The 16,479-nt window shown below is 60.3% G+C and carries 15 protein-coding genes and 1 tRNA gene; 6 read left to right on the plus strand and 10 right to left on the minus strand.

All coding sequences use genetic code 11. From position 1 onward, the window contains the following. Positions 1-98: 98 nt before the first annotated feature. The 6 genes from guaB to rpmE all read right to left on the minus strand — a co-directional run bounded on the left by guaB (position 99) and on the right by rpmE (position 5,996). The gene (gene guaB, locus ACUIAI_RS05655) at positions 99-1,646 is read right to left on the minus strand and encodes an IMP dehydrogenase (RefSeq protein ID WP_029678705.1); all 1,548 of its coding nucleotides are present in this window, start codon (positions 1,644-1,646) and stop codon (positions 99-101) included. Between the two features lie 66 nt (positions 1,647-1,712). Further along, a complete protein-coding gene (locus ACUIAI_RS05660) occupies positions 1,713-2,903 on the minus strand; it encodes an MraY family glycosyltransferase (protein WP_445341820.1) in 1,191 nt (396 codons plus the stop codon). Next, the gene (locus tag ACUIAI_RS05665) at positions 2,900-3,559 is read right to left on the minus strand and encodes an L-threonylcarbamoyladenylate synthase (protein ID WP_445342825.1); all 660 of its coding nucleotides are present in this window, start codon (positions 3,557-3,559) and stop codon (positions 2,900-2,902) included. Before ACUIAI_RS05665 ends, ACUIAI_RS05660 begins: the two co-directional genes overlap by 4 nt. Positions 3,560-3,635: 76 nt before the next feature. Then, positions 3,636-4,595 carry a peptide chain release factor N(5)-glutamine methyltransferase gene (gene prmC, locus ACUIAI_RS05670; protein WP_445341821.1) on the minus strand — a complete coding sequence of 320 codons (960 nt, stop codon included), beginning with the start codon at positions 4,593-4,595 and terminating at the stop codon, positions 3,636-3,638. Next, positions 4,592-5,680 (minus strand): peptide chain release factor 1, encoded by a 1,089-nt coding sequence (gene prfA / locus ACUIAI_RS05675; RefSeq protein WP_101432704.1) that lies wholly within the window; start codon positions 5,678-5,680, stop codon positions 4,592-4,594. The genes prmC and prfA overlap by 4 nt, the downstream gene beginning before the upstream one ends. Before the next feature lie 103 nt (positions 5,681-5,783). After that, a complete protein-coding gene (rpmE, locus tag ACUIAI_RS05680; protein WP_015022244.1) occupies positions 5,784-5,996 on the minus strand; it encodes a 50S ribosomal protein L31 in 213 nt (70 codons plus the stop codon). A 207-nt stretch (positions 5,997-6,203) separates the two neighbouring features. Between rpmE and ACUIAI_RS05685 the strand changes: the two genes are divergently transcribed. Then, positions 6,204-6,977, plus strand: coding sequence for a (S)-acetoin forming diacetyl reductase (locus ACUIAI_RS05685; protein ID WP_445341822.1), 774 nt, complete (start codon positions 6,204-6,206; stop codon positions 6,975-6,977). An 88-nt stretch (positions 6,978-7,065) separates the two neighbouring features. On the opposite strand, the gene ACUIAI_RS05690 is transcribed toward ACUIAI_RS05685, so the two are convergent. After that, a complete protein-coding gene (locus ACUIAI_RS05690) occupies positions 7,066-8,277 on the minus strand; it encodes a MalY/PatB family protein (protein WP_445341823.1) in 1,212 nt (403 codons plus the stop codon). Positions 8,278-8,417: 140 nt separating this feature from the next. Here ACUIAI_RS05690 and ACUIAI_RS05695 point away from each other — a divergent pair, with 140 nt between their 5' ends. The 3 genes from ACUIAI_RS05695 (at position 8,418) to ACUIAI_RS05705 (ending at position 10,867) form a co-directional block, all read left to right on the plus strand. Next, positions 8,418-9,194, plus strand: coding sequence for a helix-turn-helix transcriptional regulator (locus ACUIAI_RS05695; RefSeq protein WP_445341824.1), 777 nt, complete (start codon positions 8,418-8,420; stop codon positions 9,192-9,194). Between the two features lie 1,119 nt (positions 9,195-10,313). After that, the gene (locus ACUIAI_RS05700) at positions 10,314-10,664 is read left to right on the plus strand and encodes a hypothetical protein (RefSeq protein ID WP_154312708.1); all 351 of its coding nucleotides are present in this window, start codon (positions 10,314-10,316) and stop codon (positions 10,662-10,664) included. 2 nt (positions 10,665-10,666) lie between these two features. Beyond that, positions 10,667-10,867 carry a hypothetical protein gene (locus ACUIAI_RS05705; RefSeq protein ID WP_445341825.1) on the plus strand — a complete coding sequence of 67 codons (201 nt, stop codon included), beginning with the start codon at positions 10,667-10,669 and terminating at the stop codon, positions 10,865-10,867. A 165-nt stretch (positions 10,868-11,032) separates the two neighbouring features. Here ACUIAI_RS05705 and ACUIAI_RS05710 read toward each other — a convergent pair. From ACUIAI_RS05710 to ACUIAI_RS05720, 3 genes are all read right to left on the minus strand, one after another. Then, a tRNA-Ile gene (locus ACUIAI_RS05710) sits at positions 11,033-11,109 on the minus strand. 70 nt (positions 11,110-11,179) lie between these two features. Beyond that, positions 11,180-12,808, minus strand: a complete 1,629-nt coding sequence (locus tag ACUIAI_RS05715) for a peptide ABC transporter substrate-binding protein (RefSeq protein WP_445341826.1) — start codon at positions 12,806-12,808, stop codon at positions 11,180-11,182. A 79-nt stretch (positions 12,809-12,887) separates the two neighbouring features. Beyond that, the gene (locus tag ACUIAI_RS05720; protein ID WP_445341827.1) at positions 12,888-13,514 is read right to left on the minus strand and encodes an ECF transporter S component; all 627 of its coding nucleotides are present in this window, start codon (positions 13,512-13,514) and stop codon (positions 12,888-12,890) included. Between the two features lie 304 nt (positions 13,515-13,818). Between ACUIAI_RS05720 and ettA the strand changes: the two genes are divergently transcribed. Beyond that, the gene (gene ettA, locus ACUIAI_RS05725; RefSeq protein WP_198177384.1) at positions 13,819-15,495 is read left to right on the plus strand and encodes an energy-dependent translational throttle protein EttA; all 1,677 of its coding nucleotides are present in this window, start codon (positions 13,819-13,821) and stop codon (positions 15,493-15,495) included. Between the two features lie 39 nt (positions 15,496-15,534). Continuing rightward, positions 15,535-16,449, plus strand: coding sequence for an acyl-CoA thioesterase (locus tag ACUIAI_RS05730; protein ID WP_445341828.1), 915 nt, complete (start codon positions 15,535-15,537; stop codon positions 16,447-16,449). The last annotated feature ends 30 nt before the right edge of the window (positions 16,450-16,479 follow it).

Genomic DNA, 16,479 nt, shown 5'->3' on the forward strand with positions numbered 1-16,479 from the left:
GGGTCGTCAGCCCGGCCGTCCGGACCGTAACTGACATGAGATATGCAATCGGCGCAGGTCCTGATGAGATCCTGCACCGATCACCTGCCTATGTAGGCTCAGTTGTGGAAGCCTGAGTAGTTCGGAGCTTCCTTGGTCATGACGATGTCATGTGGATGCGATTCACGCAGACCGGCATCGGTGATCCGAATGAACCGGCCCTTGCGCTGCAGCTCGGGAATGGTGCGGGCACCGGTGTAGAACATGGTCTGATGCAGGCCGCCAACCAGCTCGTAGAGCACGTAGTTGAGCGGACCGCGGTAGGGCACCTCGCCCTCGACTCCCTCAGGTACCACCTTGTCGGAGCTGGTGACGTCGGCCTGGAAGTAGCGGTCCTTGGAGTAGCTCTTCTTGCCGCGCGGGGCCATGGCGCCCAGCGAGCCCATGCCCCGATAGACCTTGTACTGCTTGCCATGCAGGAGGACCTTCTCGCCAGGGGCCTCCTCAGTGCCTGCCAGCAGACCGCCCAGCATGACCGAATCAGCTCCGGCTACGATGGCCTTGGCGATGTCACCCGAGTAATGAATTCCACCGTCGGCCACCAGAGGGATACCAGCAGGGCGGCAGGCCAGGGCGGCATCGTAGACGGCAGTCAGCTGGGGCACACCCACGCCAGCCACCACGCGGGTGGTGCAGATGGAGCCGGGGCCCACGCCGACCTTGACCGCGTCAACGCCGGCATCAATCAGCGCCTGAGCACCCTCGCGGGTGGCCACGTTGCCGCCGATTACATCCACGTGGTCGAAAGCATGATCAGCCTTGATCCGACGGATCATGTCCAGCATGAGCTTGGCGTGACCATGGGCGGTGTCCACGACCAGAATGTCGACCCCGGCATCGGCCAGGGCGGTGATGCGCTGCCAGGCATCACCGAAGAAACCGACTGCAGCAGCCACGCGCAGACGGCCGCGCTCATCCTTGGTTGCCTCGGGGTACTGCTCGGTCTTGACGAAATCCTTGACGGTGATCAGCCCGGTCAGCTTGCCCTCGTCATCGACCAGGGGAAGCTTCTCCACCTTGTACTTGGCCAGAAGCTGGTGGGCGTCCTCCTTGGTGATGTTGGACGGACCAGTGATCAGGTGGTCCTTGGTCATGATGTCGCTGACCTTGAGCCGGTCGAAGTCGGCTGGGTTGACGAAGCGCATGTCACGGTTGGTGATGATGCCCACCAGCCGTTGCCGACGGTCCACCACGGGCAGACCGGAAACCTTATAGGTGGAGCAGAGCTTGTCCAGGTCGGTCAGCGTGGCATCCGGGGTGACGGTCAGGGGGTCGGAGATCATGCCGGACTCGGACCGCTTGACGATGTCGACCTGATTGGCCTGATCTTCGATGCTGAGGTTGCGGTGGAGGACGCCGATGCCGCCGTTGCGGGCCATGGCAACAGCCATGGTGGCTTCGGTGACGGTATCCATGGCGGCGGAAAGCACCGGGGACTTCATGGTGATGTTCCGAGTCAGCCGGGTGGTGGTGTCTACTTCAGAGGGGATGACATCGGATTCGTTGGGCAACAGGAGGACGTCGTCATAGGCCAGACCGATTTTCTGGAAGGCGTCGGGGAGTTGAGTGTAGGAGGAGGGTTCGCTTTGTGGGTTTTCCATAGCCATAGCACTATGCTACAAGTGCTTCTTGACCGTTAGCGGTACCGTGTCCGTACAATTTCATCAAGTGAATCAGTCATCCTCATCTTTATTGTGGCGACTCTTACGATGCCAGGGCGGTCTGGCCGCATGCTGTGAGCCTTGAGCGGCGAGAAGGGCGTTCTCCCGCCTGATTTCAGGAAGTCGACGACGGTAGTAGGGGTAGAGGGTGGCGAAGGTCAGCAATATGGCGGCCAGAGCCAGACCAATCAGGACATATCGCAGGCGGAAGAAAAGAATAAAGAGCGAACCGAAGGCGATCAGAGCGGCCCAGCCCCAGAGAATAAGGACAGCGGAACGAACCGTGTGACCGATGCGCAGCATACGGTGGTGCAGGTGCATGCGGTCGGGGTGCATGGGTGATTGCCCGTGGCTGAGCCTTCGGATGATGGCCAGGCACATGTCCAGAACAGGCAGGAAAAGCACCAGGATGGGCAGAAGAATAGGCATGAAGGCCGGCAGATAGATGCTGGCATGAATGGTGGCCGGATCCAGCCGGCCGGTGACCACAATGGATGCACAAGTAATCAGGTATCCCAGCAGCATGGATCCCGAGTCGCCCATGAAGAGCTTGGCCGGATGCCAGTTGTGCAGGAGGAATCCCACACAAATGCCCACCATAGCCACGTCGATCAGCGTGGCCAGGGAGGCGTAGTCGGGCGAGATGCGGGCGATGATATAGGAGTAGATGGCGAAGGCGATGCCTCCTATTGCCACGATGCCTGCAGCCAGGCCGTCCAGCCCATCCACGAAGTTGACCGCGTTGATGGAGGCCACGATCAAAAACGCCGTGATGGCCATGGACAGGCTGGGCGAGGCCGCCACAAGAGATCCCAGGGGCAGGGAGATGATCTGGATACCACCCCAGGAGACGAAGACCGAAATCAGCAGCTGGCCGGCCAGCTTGAGCATCCAATCCAAGTCCCAAAGGTCGTCCGCTATGCCCAGCAGGCAGATGGCGACTGCCCCGGCCAGGATGACCCAGGCCTGATGGCCGGACTGGAAGAGGCCTGTAATAAAAGGAATGCGGGAGGCGAAGCACATGGCCACGGCAAAACCAATCAGCATGCCCAGGCCGCCCATCCGAGGGGTGGGCACCTTATGCACGTCGCGAGCGCGGACCACGCCTACAGCGCCGACACGGATGGCGAGGTGACGAACCATAGGCATGACCAGCCAGGTGGCCCCGCCAGCGATGGCAGCAATGAACAGGTATACCCTCACTGGCCCTCCCCTCCGCTGGACCGGCCCGGCAGAAGGGCACGGACCCGGGCCTCGCCGATTACGCCCTGCCGCAGCACATGTATCCCATCAGGATCAGTCTTGTCGGCTTCCACCACCGTACTGGCCACTGAACCCGGGGTCGGCCCCCCGTCCAGGTAAAGGTCGACGCTGTCACCCAGCTCGGCTCTGGCCTGCTGGACGGTCTCCACGCTGGGATTACCCGATCTATTGGCACTGGAAGCGGCCAAAGGTCCGGTCACCTGCAAAAGTGCCCGACAGATGGGCGAGTCAGGCACTCTGACGGCCTGGGTGGGACCATCGGGCTCCATCCGAGGGGTGCGCAGAGGGCAGGACTGCCCTACAAGGGCAATAGGTGAAAAAGGCCCCGGCAACAGGGCGTCGGCCAGGTGATCAAGAGGAGCAGGCAGGCTAAGATCCAGTCGCTTCATAACCTCGACCCCCTCCAGCAGCACCTGGATGGACTTGGTCCTGGGACGGTGCTTGGCCTGGAAGAGCCTATCGATGGCCTCGTCATTGCATGGATCACAGACGATGCCATAGACCGTGTCGGTAGGAATGACCGCCAGCCCACCGGCGGCCACCACCCGGGCCAGCAATTGCGGCGAGCGACTGTCATAGGTCATCACCCGGCTCATACCCTGCATCACGACCTTTCGGCTCGACATGTTCATGTGACCAGCTACCAATCTATCCCAGGACCACGGCAGGCCGCTAGGACGCGAAGACTGGCCGCCGGGCTGTCAGGTAACGGTCTCGACCAGTCAGGTCCTGATGGGTGCGTGCCTCAAGGTACCCCCTGGCCTGTGCAGCAGCGACCATGGCCGGTCCCTGGGAGGCGTCATGCTCCATGACCAGCAGACCGCCGGGAGCCAGCAGGATTTTGGCCCTGTCCAGAATGCGGCAGGGCAAAAGGCATCCGTCAGGCGAACCACCGTAGAGGGCCAGGTCCGGATCCCAGTCACGCACCTCAGGCTGGCTGGGAATCGCATCCATGGGGACGTAGGGAGGGTTGCTGATGACCAGATCCACCCGGCCATCCAGATCAGACAGGGTGGCGGCATTTGCGGCATCGGCCAGCATCAGCCGATAATCGGATCCAACCTCCCGGATGGCGGCCTCCTGAGCGGCGGCGTTCAACGCGCCCCACCGATATGCCTCCTTGTCGACCTCCACGGCCCGGACCCGCGCTCCTGGAACCTCTGTGGCCAGGGACAGGCCGATGGCCCCACTGCCCGAGCACAGATCCACTGCCAGTGGATGATCCACCCTGGTCAAGGCATCCACTCCCGCCTGGACCACCGTTTCGGTCTCAGGACGGGGAATAAAGACCCCCTGTCCTAGGCGGAGATCCAAATAACGGAAGTAGGTATGGCCAAGAATGTACTGCAGGGGTTCGCGTCCGGCCCGCCGTTGCAGATGGGACCGATAACGGTCCAGGGCCGCCGACTGAAAACCATCAGCCTGTCTGCGACCACCTTCATTCGTCAGCAGTTCCTCAGCTGTCCGGTCCAAGAGCAGGGCCTGATCCAGCTGATGAAGATCGCACCCAAGGGCATCAGCCAGCAGCAACCTGGCATCATTGAGCGGCGTAGACACACCGGCCTGGGCCAACAGGCGATGGCCCCTATCGACCAGTCCAGCCAGACTGGTCCCCTGCTCCGGCTGATTCACCCCTGTGAAGCCATTCTGCGGGCCTCGTCGGCCTGAATATCGGAGTCGATGACAGCCTGCAGGTCGCCGTCCAGCACCTGTTCCAGGTTGTATGCCTTGTAACCGGTGCGGTGGTCCACAATCCGGCTCTCGGGGAAGTTGTAGGTCCTGATACGCTCGGACCGATCCAGGGAACGGACCTGGGAATGGCGCATATCGGCGGCCTGGGCGGCCTCCTCCTCGTGCTTCATGGCCAGCAGACGGGACTTGAGCACCCGCAGGGCAGCCTGGCGATTCTGTATCTGGGATTTCTCATCCTGCATGGAGACCACGATGCCGGTGGGAATGTGGGTCATGCGCACAGCCGAGTAGGTGGTATTGACGGACTGTCCTCCCGGGCCGGAACTCATGAAGATGTCAACCTTGAGGTCCTTGGGGTCAATCTCGATCTCGTCGTCGTCCTCGTCGGCCTCAGGAAAGACGATGACTCCGGCGGCTGAAGTCTGAATGCGGCCCTGGGACTCGGTGACGGGAATACGCTGGACCCGATGGACGCCACCCTCGTACTTGAGTGAAGCCCAGACGCCGTCGGCAGGAGCCACCTGGCCGCGAGCGCGAATGGCCAGCTGGGCATCCTTGACACCGCCCAGCTGAGTACGGTTCTCACTCATGATTTCGGTGGTCCAGCCACGCTTTTCGGCATACCGCACGTACATGCGCATCAGATCGCCGGCGAAGAGGGCCGCCTCCTCGCCGCCGCTGCCGGCCTTGATCTCCATGATCGTGTCGCGGCCGTCATCGGGGTCGCGCGGAATAAGAGCGGTGCGCAGGGTCTGCTCCAGGTCCGGTATCCGGTCAGCCATGGCCTTGGCCTCTTGCGCGAAGTCAGGATCCTCCCGTGCCATCTGCTCGGCCGCCTGGCTGTCTTCCAAGGCGCTCTGGTAGGCCTTATAGGCTTCAACGATGGGAGCGAGCTCAGCATGTCTGCGACCCAACTTGCGGATCTGCGCCGGATCTGAAGCCGTTTCGGGTTGACTCATCTGCTTTTCCAGGCGACCGTACTCCTCGACGGCAGCCACCGCCGCCGGAAACTGCTCCTCGCTCATCTGCACCCTTCCCGTCCGCTTATCCGCATGGTTCAAGTCATAAAAAACGCCAGTCCCCACCGGGCATAGCAGAGCGACCCGGAAGGGACTGGCGTTGGAAGTGCTACTTGGTCCTCTTGCCGTAACGGGCTTCGAACCGAGCCACGCGACCACCGGTGTCCAGAATCTTCTGCTTGCCGGTGTAGAAGGGGTGGCAGTGCGAGCAGACATCAACCGTCATATGATCGCCGGGAGCGGTCGAACGGGTGATGAAGGTATTGCCGCACGAGCACGTGACCTCAACGGGATGATAATCGGGATGAATTCCCTGCTTCATGGTTACTCCTAGATCCAAGGGCCCCGGGTCGACCGCCCCTGTGGCGGACGTGAACCGGCAACCGCGTAATATTCTAGCGCAACCCGAAGAGATTACGGCACCCTTGCGCCACACGCCGAATCAATCAACCGAGGTGGCCGGTCGAGCGTCCTCTAGAATCAAACAGTCGGACCGACCGGCCCGGCGAGGCGACAAAGGAGGGCAGCAATGCAGCAGGAAGTGGCGTTCGTTACAGGGGCGGCTCAGGGAATTGGCGAGGCCATTGCCCGCCGTCTGGCCAAGGACGGGTTCGCCGTGGCCGTGGCGGACATGAATACAGACAAGGCCCAGGCAGTGGCCGACTCCATCAATCAATCAGGCGGACGGGCCGTGGCCGTCACCCTGGATGTGACCGACCGTGTCCAGGTGCGCTCGGCCGTCGAGAAGACCGCCACCAAGCTGGGGGACTTCAACGTGATTGTCAACAACGCCGGCCTGGGACCGACCACCCCCATCGAGTCCATCACCCCGGAGCTGTTCGACAAGGTCTACCACGTCAACGTGGCAGGAACCATCTGGGGCATGCAGGCCGCCGTTCAGGCCTTCCGCGATAGGGGCCACGGGGGCAAGATCATCAACGCCACCAGCCAGGCAGGCGTGGTGGGCAACCCCAACCTGATGCTCTATTCCTCCACCAAGTTCGCCATCCGCGGCCTGACCCAGGTGGCAGCCCGCGATCTGGCCAAGGAGGACATCACCGCCAACGCCTATGCCCCCGGCATTGTCAAGACGCCCATGATGATGGACATCGCTCATCAGGTCGGGGTCAACGCCGGCAAGGATGACGAGTGGGGCATGTCCACCTTCTCGGACGGCATCGCCCTGGGTCGGCTTTCCGAGCCGGAGGACGTGGCCAATGCCGTGGCCTTCCTGGCCGGGCATGACTCTGACTACGTAACCGGACAGACCCTGATCGTAGACGGCGGCATGCAATTCCAGTGATTCTGTAGCAAGGATTCGCCCGCATATGATGGACCCCCGCCGATCGGTTCCGCCCGACAGCGAGGGTCCATGATCATCAAGGGATCATTCAGGCGTTGAAGACGTACTTGTCCAGGCGATCCATGGCCTCCTGGACACGGCTCAAAGGCAGGGCCAGGTTCATACGGATGGCGCAGGGAGCCTTGAACTGCCGCCCGTCCTGGACGGCGACGCCCACATCCCAGGCACGCTTGAGCAGCTGATCCAGGTTGAGATCGTGGTCCTTGCACCATTGCGTGCAATCAAGGAAGAGCATGTAGGTGCCCTGGGGCTTGGAAAGCTCGACTCCCCCGAAATGCTGGCGGATGTAATCGTAGGCGTAGTCCACATTCCCGGTCAGGACCTGCCGGAGTTCATCCACCCACTCCTGGCCCTGGGGCTTGTAAGCTCCGATCAGGGCATGCATGGACAGCACGTTCATGTCGTTGTAGTGGGCCTTGGATCCCTTGGCCACAATCCTGTCGCGCAGGTACTTGTTGTAGATGATGTGGTAGGAGCCGACCAGCCCGGCCAGGTTGAAGGTCTTGCTGGGTGCATAGAAGGCAGCCGTCCTGTTGCGGGCATCCTCGCTGACCGACTGGGTGGGGATGTGCTTGTGGCCCGAAAGGATCAGATCCGACCAGATCTCGTCGGAGATGACCACGCAGTCGTTCTCCTTATATACCTCCATGGCCTTTTCGATCTCCCACTTCTCCCAGACGCGGCCGCAGGGGTTGTGCGGGCTGCAGAAGACCGCCACATGGATGTTGTTCTCCTTGAGCTTGCGGTCCATGTCATCGAAGTCCATACGCCAGACGCCCTGCTCGTCCTTCTTCAAGGGGCTGTGCACAATGTGGTAGCCGTTGTTCTCGATGCAGGACGTGAAGCCGACATAGGTAGGGCTGTGGAGCAATACCGCATCGCCCGGAGCAGCAAAGGCGGTCAAAGTCGAGACGACACCGCCCAGGACTCCGTTCTCATAGCCGATGTCCTCGGCCGTCAGGCCCTCCACGCCATTGCGGGTGCGCTGCCAGTTGATGATGGCGTCGTAGTACTCATCAGTGGGATTGAAATAGCCGAAGGCAGGATGCTTGGCACGCTCGATGATGGCCTCGGGTATGGTCGGCACCGTAGGAAAGTTCATATCGGCCACCCACATGGGGATGATATCGAAGCCCTCCTTGGGAGGGTCGGGGGCGAATCCAGGCTCGGCACCCAGGCCGTCAACCGCAATGGCGTCCTTACCGTGCCTATCCATGATGCTGGTGAAATCGTATGTCATAGTCAACCTCTCATCCCGTGCAGATGCGCTCGCAGCGACCTTCCGCCAGTCTACAGCCGTGGGCTCCGCCCGAGTGTCTGCGTCCAATACCAGAGCAGCGATGCTACTATCTGGCTTTAGTCAGTGGATGGGGTGACAAAATGAGTGCATCAAAGCCCGTTTCATCTTCTCTACAGCTTTTCGTCCCGCTAGTGGACTTCCTAGGTAAAATCCTCGGGCCCAAGACGGAAGTGGTGCTTCAGAACGTCAAGGATTTCTCGCATTCGGTGGTTGCCATCGCCAACGGCAATTTGAGCGGACGCACCATAGGCAGCCCCGCCACCGATCTGGTCCTGCATATCTGGCAGAACCACGAATACGACCGGCATGACTATCTGACCCATTACGCTGGCTACACCATCCAGGGGCATCCCGTGGTCTCCTCCACCCTGTTCGTGCGGAATTCCAGAGGACGGGTGATCGGCTTTCTCTGCATCAATTTCGACAATTCCGCCCTCCGACAGGCCAGCCAAGAGCTCAGGCGGGCCAGTGCTTATCTGGATGCTCTGGGACTTTCCGATCCTAGTGCGGAGCTGAACGACCATGCGACCGCCCCAGAAGAATCAGATGCCGAGACCGGGACCGACCAATCGACCCGTGAAATACTCTCCGTCAACACAGGCGAAGTGGTGACGCATAATATTGCCAAGTTCGCCGCAGAGCTTGGTATTCCTCCGGCAAGGATGAACCGGCAGGAGCGAATGCAGCTGATTACGCGACTGGATGGGTCAGGGGTCTTTCTGGTCAAGGGCTCAGTGGACACGGTTGCTCGAGCTCTGGGGATCTCCTCCCCCAGCGTCTACCGCTATTTGCATACGATACGCAATGCTGCTGCGGGCCCTAATCAGAGCACTTCGGCTCGCCCTGCTCAGCTTTGACACACCCCCTCCAGGGTGTATGATTGAGAACAGATATACGGGGGACGTATACACGATGGACCTACAGGGGTTGAACTATTTTCAGCTCCAGAGGAGATGTACATGCGTATAGTTTCCCGGCATATGCCGACGGCTCCTACTCGAGCTCGTCCCTTATTCTTTTCCCTGATAAATTCTCATACTTAGCGGTTCTACGGAAACGCTTCCGGATTATTGCGACATGCGTAGATCTTATGGCTGTCTACGTATGCACGCTTGGGGCACCGAAGAGGGGATATACACCGAGGATGCCCTATGATCCGACATAAAAAACGCGCCTAGCTCTTTTCCCCCGGCTTACATGTGAAGCCGTACATTTTGCATCGGTGAATCATGGATGCTAGAGCTAGGCGACGAGAGGATGGCCCCGACAATAGCCGGGGCTGTCCTTCTACTAAGACTATCAAGAAAGTTCGGAGCTCAAAACCCTAGCTATTGCACTGGCAGTCATTGAAGACGTGAACCAGTGTTCAGGCAAAAACCTTGAGCTCTTAATTCAATCCACTAATAAAGCCCCGGAACTTTCAGGGTTCCGGGGCTTGCTTGTGTGGGGCCTCAGGGGCTTGAACCCTGGACCGAACGATTATGAGGCCGTGAGTGGCTTCCCTTTTTTATGTCCTGTAGAGCCCTTCTCTGGGCTTCACTCGAGCATCTGTGCGAACGCTTTAAAGATACGACGGGACACAATAAGTGTCAATTTGGTCCATATTGCCTGAGTGGCAATTCGCATTTTGTTGGGTCTGCGGTAGTGCACCGAGATCTGGCTCCTAAGTCATGCCGTCTGCGAGGCGGCTCTTGTCGGTGACATGCCCCACTGCACCCGACCCGCAGGAGATGACAAAACGATACATCAACTGGTATTATTGAGACTTCTAGCCCTCAAACAATCTTTGAGAAGCCTTCTGCTGGCTACCGTCAAACGATTGCCGAATATAGCACGGATCGTCGTATTCGCAGTCTAGTCATACCTCGTGTTCGCTACACCTGAACAATTCAGGAAACATCCAGAGAACTATGCAATTCGGCCGCTCCTGATAATCTGCTGATAATCACTGAAGACGCAAGGAGAGGACGAATGAAATGGGACTATTCGGCGGAAATCAGGATGCGCAGGAGCGTTATTATAATCTCCCGGTCAGCACTGTGTACAACGGGATGAAAGGGATGCTAGAAAAGTCAAGACGCTTCGCCCTTAAGCACGCCGACGATCTGTCCTGCACCTGCACTTTCAACACCGGCATCAGCATGACCACATGGGGCGAGAAGATGACAGCAGTCGTCTCCCCCAGCGGAGACGGAGCGAAAGTCAACGTCACTGTGGCGGCGAAGATTGGTGGCAACACCGTATGGCAGGGTTCCAAGAATGCGAAGAACCTCACGACCTTCTTTGATAGCCTTTCCGAGTACTTGCAGTCCCATATGGGAAAGTAGCCATGAAGATCGACATGCGCGCCCCAAGCCCCAGACGCTCATTCAAGGCGCGAACCACGGGCAAGTGGAAGCGGCAGGCGAGAGAGGCCCTCATCCCCGGATACGGGAGGAAGTGCATGGGGTGGATACGGAACCCCAGGAAAGCCGCCTACAACAAGATCTACCGGAAGACGACGTTCAGCATCTGGGACCTGTTCAAGTAAGGCAAAATATGGACCCAACTCCGGCGGGGCTTTTTCTATGCCCGCCCGACCGTACCGGTTTTCCCGTGCAACATAGTATACATTTAGTATACATTTTGAGCTCGAACCCCATCCCCGTAGGCATGAGAAAACCCCCGCAGGCTTTGTGCCTGTAGGGGTTTCGTCTGGTGGGGCCTCAGGGGCTTGAACCCTGGACCGAACGATTATGAGTCGTTTGCTCTAACCGACTGAGCTAAGGCCCCACGCCGATCGTACCGGCCAGAGTCATGGTATCAAAACGACTCGTCATCAGCCAGATCCGGGTTGTCGAACCTACTTGGTGATCTGGTTGTAGACAGGCAGACCCATGTATCCGAAAGGAGCCTGGCGAACCTGCTTGCCGGCCACTGCGGAGACTTTCCTATACCAGAGCGGCAGCACCGGAAGGTCCTTGAAGAGCACGGCCTCGGCCTGGCGGTAATCCTGCATGGCTTCGTCCTGGTCGGTCTTGGAGGCGGCGCGGGAAAGGATGGCATCATATTCCGCGCTCTTGTAGTCCCCATTGTTCAGCCCCTTGCCATCGGCCTGGCTGGAGGCATATCCCTGAACCAGGTAGCCTTCGGGATGGGGATAGTCCGAGGTGATGCCCGAATTGAAAATACTGTCGACCTGACGGTTATGAACCGCCGTATTGAATTCCTTGCCCGTCGGGAAGATATTAGGTGCCGTCCTGATGCCCAGGACCTGGGCGTACTCATGCAGAACCGCATCAACCCAGTCCTTGTCGGTCCCGTCGGCGCTGTAAGCGATGCGAAGCGTGCCCTCCCAGGGTGCGATGGCGTCAGCCTTCTTCCAGAGTTTGCGGGCCTGGTCCGGATCATGGTCCAGCACCTCCCGGCCTTTGATGTCGGAGGCATGCCCCCCGATGGTCGGGGCAAGGAAATCAGTGGCAGGCGTAACCGAACCAGCGAAGACCTTGTCTGCTATTTTCGCACGATCCAGGGCATATGACAGGGCCGCCCGGCGAAGGGCGCCTTCCTGCCCTTGGAAATGCTGCAGGCCTTGCGGGATGGTCAGGGAGCGGAAGGCCGGACCCGGCTTAATCAAAGGCTGCAGGCCCGAATCGGTGTGGAAGGTTTTCAGGCGGGAGACCGGAACCGTATCGAGCACATCCAGGTGACCGGCTTGGATATCGGCATAGGCGGCATCGAGGCTCTGGTAGTCCCTGAACTCCAGGCTTCCGTTCCGAGCCTTGCGAGGTCCCTTGTATGCAGGATCCTTCTCCAGCTTGATCCCCTGATTGGGCACCCATGATTTGAAGCGGTATGGCCCGTTCCCGACCGGCTTCTTGCCGAAGGCCTTGATGTCCTTGTAGGCGGATGCCGGCAGCGGCAGGAAGGCCACATCTCCCACCTTGTAGGGGAAGGAGGAATCCGGCTTGTCCATGGTCACCTCCAGGGTCAGGTCGTCAACCACCCGGAGACCAGACAGAGGAGCCTTGGGGTCGCCATGCTCATCCTGCACCTGCTCGTACCCGGCGATGGTCGAAAACGCCGAGGCCCCCAGCTGTCCATTGGCCGCATTCGCCGCGAAGGACCAGGAATCCGCATAGGTCTTGGCTGTGATCTTCTCCCCATCGCTGAAGGTGAGCCCCGGTTTGAGGACAATCGTGTACCGGCTGGCATCCTCATTGGGAGTAATAGAGTCGGCCTGAAGCAGGGTCATCCCGCCCTTGGCATCGAAGGTGACCAAACCATCGAAGAGCTGGGTCACCACCTTCCAGCCTGCGGTGTCGTTGGTGCTGGAGGGAATCAGGGGAGCCGTAGGCTCGGCATTGTTGACGCTGATGGCGGCCTGTGGATCGATCCGGTCTTCTTGGGAAGCCTGGGAAGTGCCGCAGGCGCCCGCTGCCAGGACGAGCGGAAGCACCACTGCTGCGATGTAGGAACGAAGCTTGGTCATGATAGGACCCTTCCTGCCCGGTATGGGCCTTGTCACGAAAGATATAGTCAATCAGTCGATTGGGCGAGGATGCCGATATTCAGACCTGCCTGACATCCTGCCCGGATGCCAGCCGATCCAGGGCACCGGTGCTGCCGATGGCCCGGAAGAGGAACCAGCTGACCAGTCCAGCCAGGACCACTCCACTGATCAGCTCGCAGATGGTGCCGATGATCCCCCTCGGGCTGAGGAGGGAGACCCCCTGATAGTAGAAGGCCAGGAGAAAAGCGTTATAGACCAAGGCTATCAGGATACCCCCCAGAACGGTCGTTCCCAGGGTCCAGCGGCGGTAGCGGAATATTCCGAAGGCCAGTTCCGCGCAGAGGGCCTCGACGATGGCCTCCACCATAATCATCGGCACGTTATAGGCGTTGCCAGGCAGAATCTCGACCAGGACGCTGATGATGCCGACGTAGACGGCCGCACCGGGCTTGCGCAGTATCAACAGGGACAGGGTACAGGGAAAGTAGAAGACCCCATGCAAAAGGGCCGCCATCCCCGGAAGCAAGGCCGTCATCAGCGGGAATATCCACGAGGCGAGCAGGCTGGCCAACCAGTAGATCAACCCCGACACCGCGCCCAGGCCGGCGCCGACCGCAATGTCAAGCGGCCTCCAGCGCAACCGATGAGAAGCGGAAATCCGACCCTGTTGCTGTTTCACCGTCATTGATACTCCCTTACGACCGCCATAGAACAGACGGTCCGTTCCTCATGCGCACAGCGATAGGAAGGAACCCGCCCAAGCCGGCAAAGGCCCGTCCGGCGTTCCTTGACCTGCGCATGCCGGGCGGGAACGCCGACTCAAGGCTACCCCGACCAAGGCGGCAGGACCAGGGTCTGGTCATAGGTCTTGTTTATGGGCGGCCATCCGCCTGACTGACCTTGCTTATCAGCCCGGCGCATAAGTCAGAAGTTCCCACTACGATGAATGCAGTTTGCACTGTCTTTCTATGGTTCTGTGAGGTAGCTTCTTGGCCGAATTCATTTATCAGATGATCAAGGCGCGCAAGTCCTTCGGCGACCGCGTCATCCTGGACGATGTGACCCTGAGTTTCCTGCCCGGTGCCAAGATCGGCGTGGTGGGCCCCAACGGCATGGGCAAGTCCACCCTGCTACGGATCATGGCCGGCCTGGACACGGTCAGCAACGGCGAGGCACAGCTCACCCCCGGCTATACGGTAGGCATCCTCCAGCAGGAGCCGCCGCTGGACGAGGACAAGACCGTGGGCGAGAACATCCGCATGGCCTTCGGCGACATCATGAGCAAGGTCGACCGCTTCAACCAAATCGGCGAGCAGATGGCCGATCCCAATGCCGATTACGATGCCCTGATGACCGAGATGGGCCAGCTTCAGGAGCAGATCGATGCCGCCAATGGCTGGGACCTTGACTCCCAGCTTGACCAGGCCATGGATGCCCTGCAGTGCCCCGATCCGGACACCCCGGTCTCGGTCATCTCGGGAGGCGAGCGCCGCCGGGTGGCCCTATGCCGTCTACTGCTGGAGGCACCCGACCTGCTGCTCCTGGACGAGCCCACCAACCACCTGGACGCCGAGTCCATCCTCTGGCTGGAGCAGTACCTGCACACCTACAAGGGTGCGGTCCTGGCCGTGACCCACGACCGGTACTTCCTGGACAACGTGGCCGAATGGATCTGCGAGGTGGACCGTGGCCACCTCTACCCCTACCAGGGCAACTACTCCACATACCTGGAGACCAAGGCCAAGCGTCTTGAGGTCCAGGGCCAGAAGGATGCCAAGCTGGCCAAGCGTCTCAACAACGAACTGGAATGGGTCCGCTCCTCCCCCAAGGCCCGGCAGGCCAAGAACAAGGCCCGCCTGGAGCGCTACGAACAGATGGAGAACGAGGCTCGGAACAACAAGAAGCTGGACTTTTCCGAGATCCAGATTCCGCCGGGACCCCGCCTGGGCTCCAAGGTGCTGGAGGCCGAGCACATCCACAAGGCCTTCGGCGACCGCGTCCTGATCGACGACCTGAGCTTCACCCTGCCTCGAAACGGCATTGTGGGTGTCATCGGACCCAATGGTGTGGGCAAGTCCACGCTCTTCAAAACCATTGTGGGCCTGGAGCCGCTGACCTCGGGCACCCTGGAGGTCGGTGACACGGTCAAGATCTCCTACGTGGATCAGAACCGCGAGGGCATCGACCCCGATAAGAACCTCTGGGAGGTGGTCTCCGGAGGGCTGGACTTCATCGAGGTCGGCGGCGTCGAGGTGCCCACCCGCGCCTACGTGGCATCCTTCGGCTTCAAGGGCTCGGATCAGCAGAAGCCGGCCGGCGTCCTTTCCGGAGGCGAGCGCAACAGGCTGAACCTGGCACTCACCCTCAAGCAGGGCGGCAACCTCCTCCTCTTGGACGAGCCCACCAACGATCTGGACGTGGAGACCCTGGAAAGTCTGGAGAATGCCCTTCTGGCCTTCCCCGGCTGCGCTGTGGTCATCTCCCACGACCGCTGGTTCCTGGACCGTATCGCCACCCACATTCTGGCCTGGGAGGGCACGGACGAAAATCCGGCCTCCTGGTACTGGTTCGAAGGCAACTTCCAGGCCTACCAGGAGAACAAGGTCAAGCGTCTGGGCGAGGAGGCCTCCAGGCCCCACCGCATCCATCGCAAGCTGACCCGCTGAACAAAGTAGATCACAAGGGATCGAGGGCCAAGGAGAAGCATGAGCGTCGAGGATGAATCACTGGCCCAGGCCATCGCCGGGCTGAACCTGCAGGAGCAGCAGTCTGCCGATGGCCGTTCCCGTTTCCTGGGCAAATCGCTGGACTTCCCCACCGGCCGCCTCTACGGGGGCCAGATGTTGGGCCAGGCCATCATGGCCGGCGGGCGGACCGTGCCCGAAGGCCGACTACCCCACTCGATGCACGCCTATTACCTGCGCACTGGACTGCTTGATCAGGACGTTCAGGCGGATGTGGAGACCATCCGTGACGGGCGTTCCTTCTCCTCCCGACGGGTTGATCTGCACCAGGGGGAACGGACCATCCTGAACGCCCTGCTCTCCTATCAGCAGGTCGGCCAGGAGGGCGTCCGCTATGCCGACCCCATGCCGACGGGGCTGCCCGATCCGGAGGATCTGCCTGGCTCCCGGGAGCTGATGGAACCCTATGCCGACAAGTCCCCCTTCGCTGACTACTACGCCCATCAGAGTCCCTTCGATATGCGTCATGTCGGCGGCACGGTACTGCTGGACGATGCAGATGATGCAGAACATGGGGATTCCAAGGATGACAGCAGGAGTCGTCAGGCCGTTTGGAGCCGTACCCAGGGGAGAGCCGAACTGGACCCGCTGATGCGCCGGGCCCTGTTGGCCATGGAATGCGATCAGATCATGATGGAGCCCGCCCTGCGCCGTGCCGGACTGAGCATGACCACCCCAGGGATCTCCTTCGCGTCCATCGACCATGCCATGTGGTGGTATCAGGATCTGGACCCCTGCGACTGGCACTGCTTCATCCAGGAGTCCCCTGTAGCCGACCACGGCCGCAGCCTGTGTATGGCCAAGGTCTACAACCGCCAGGGTGACCTGGCCGCCTACATGGTTCAGGAGGCCATGATCAGGGTGCCCAGGGACTGAACGTCCACTACATCATCGCATATTCTTCCC

The organism is Bifidobacterium sp. ESL0827 (assembly GCF_052606685.1).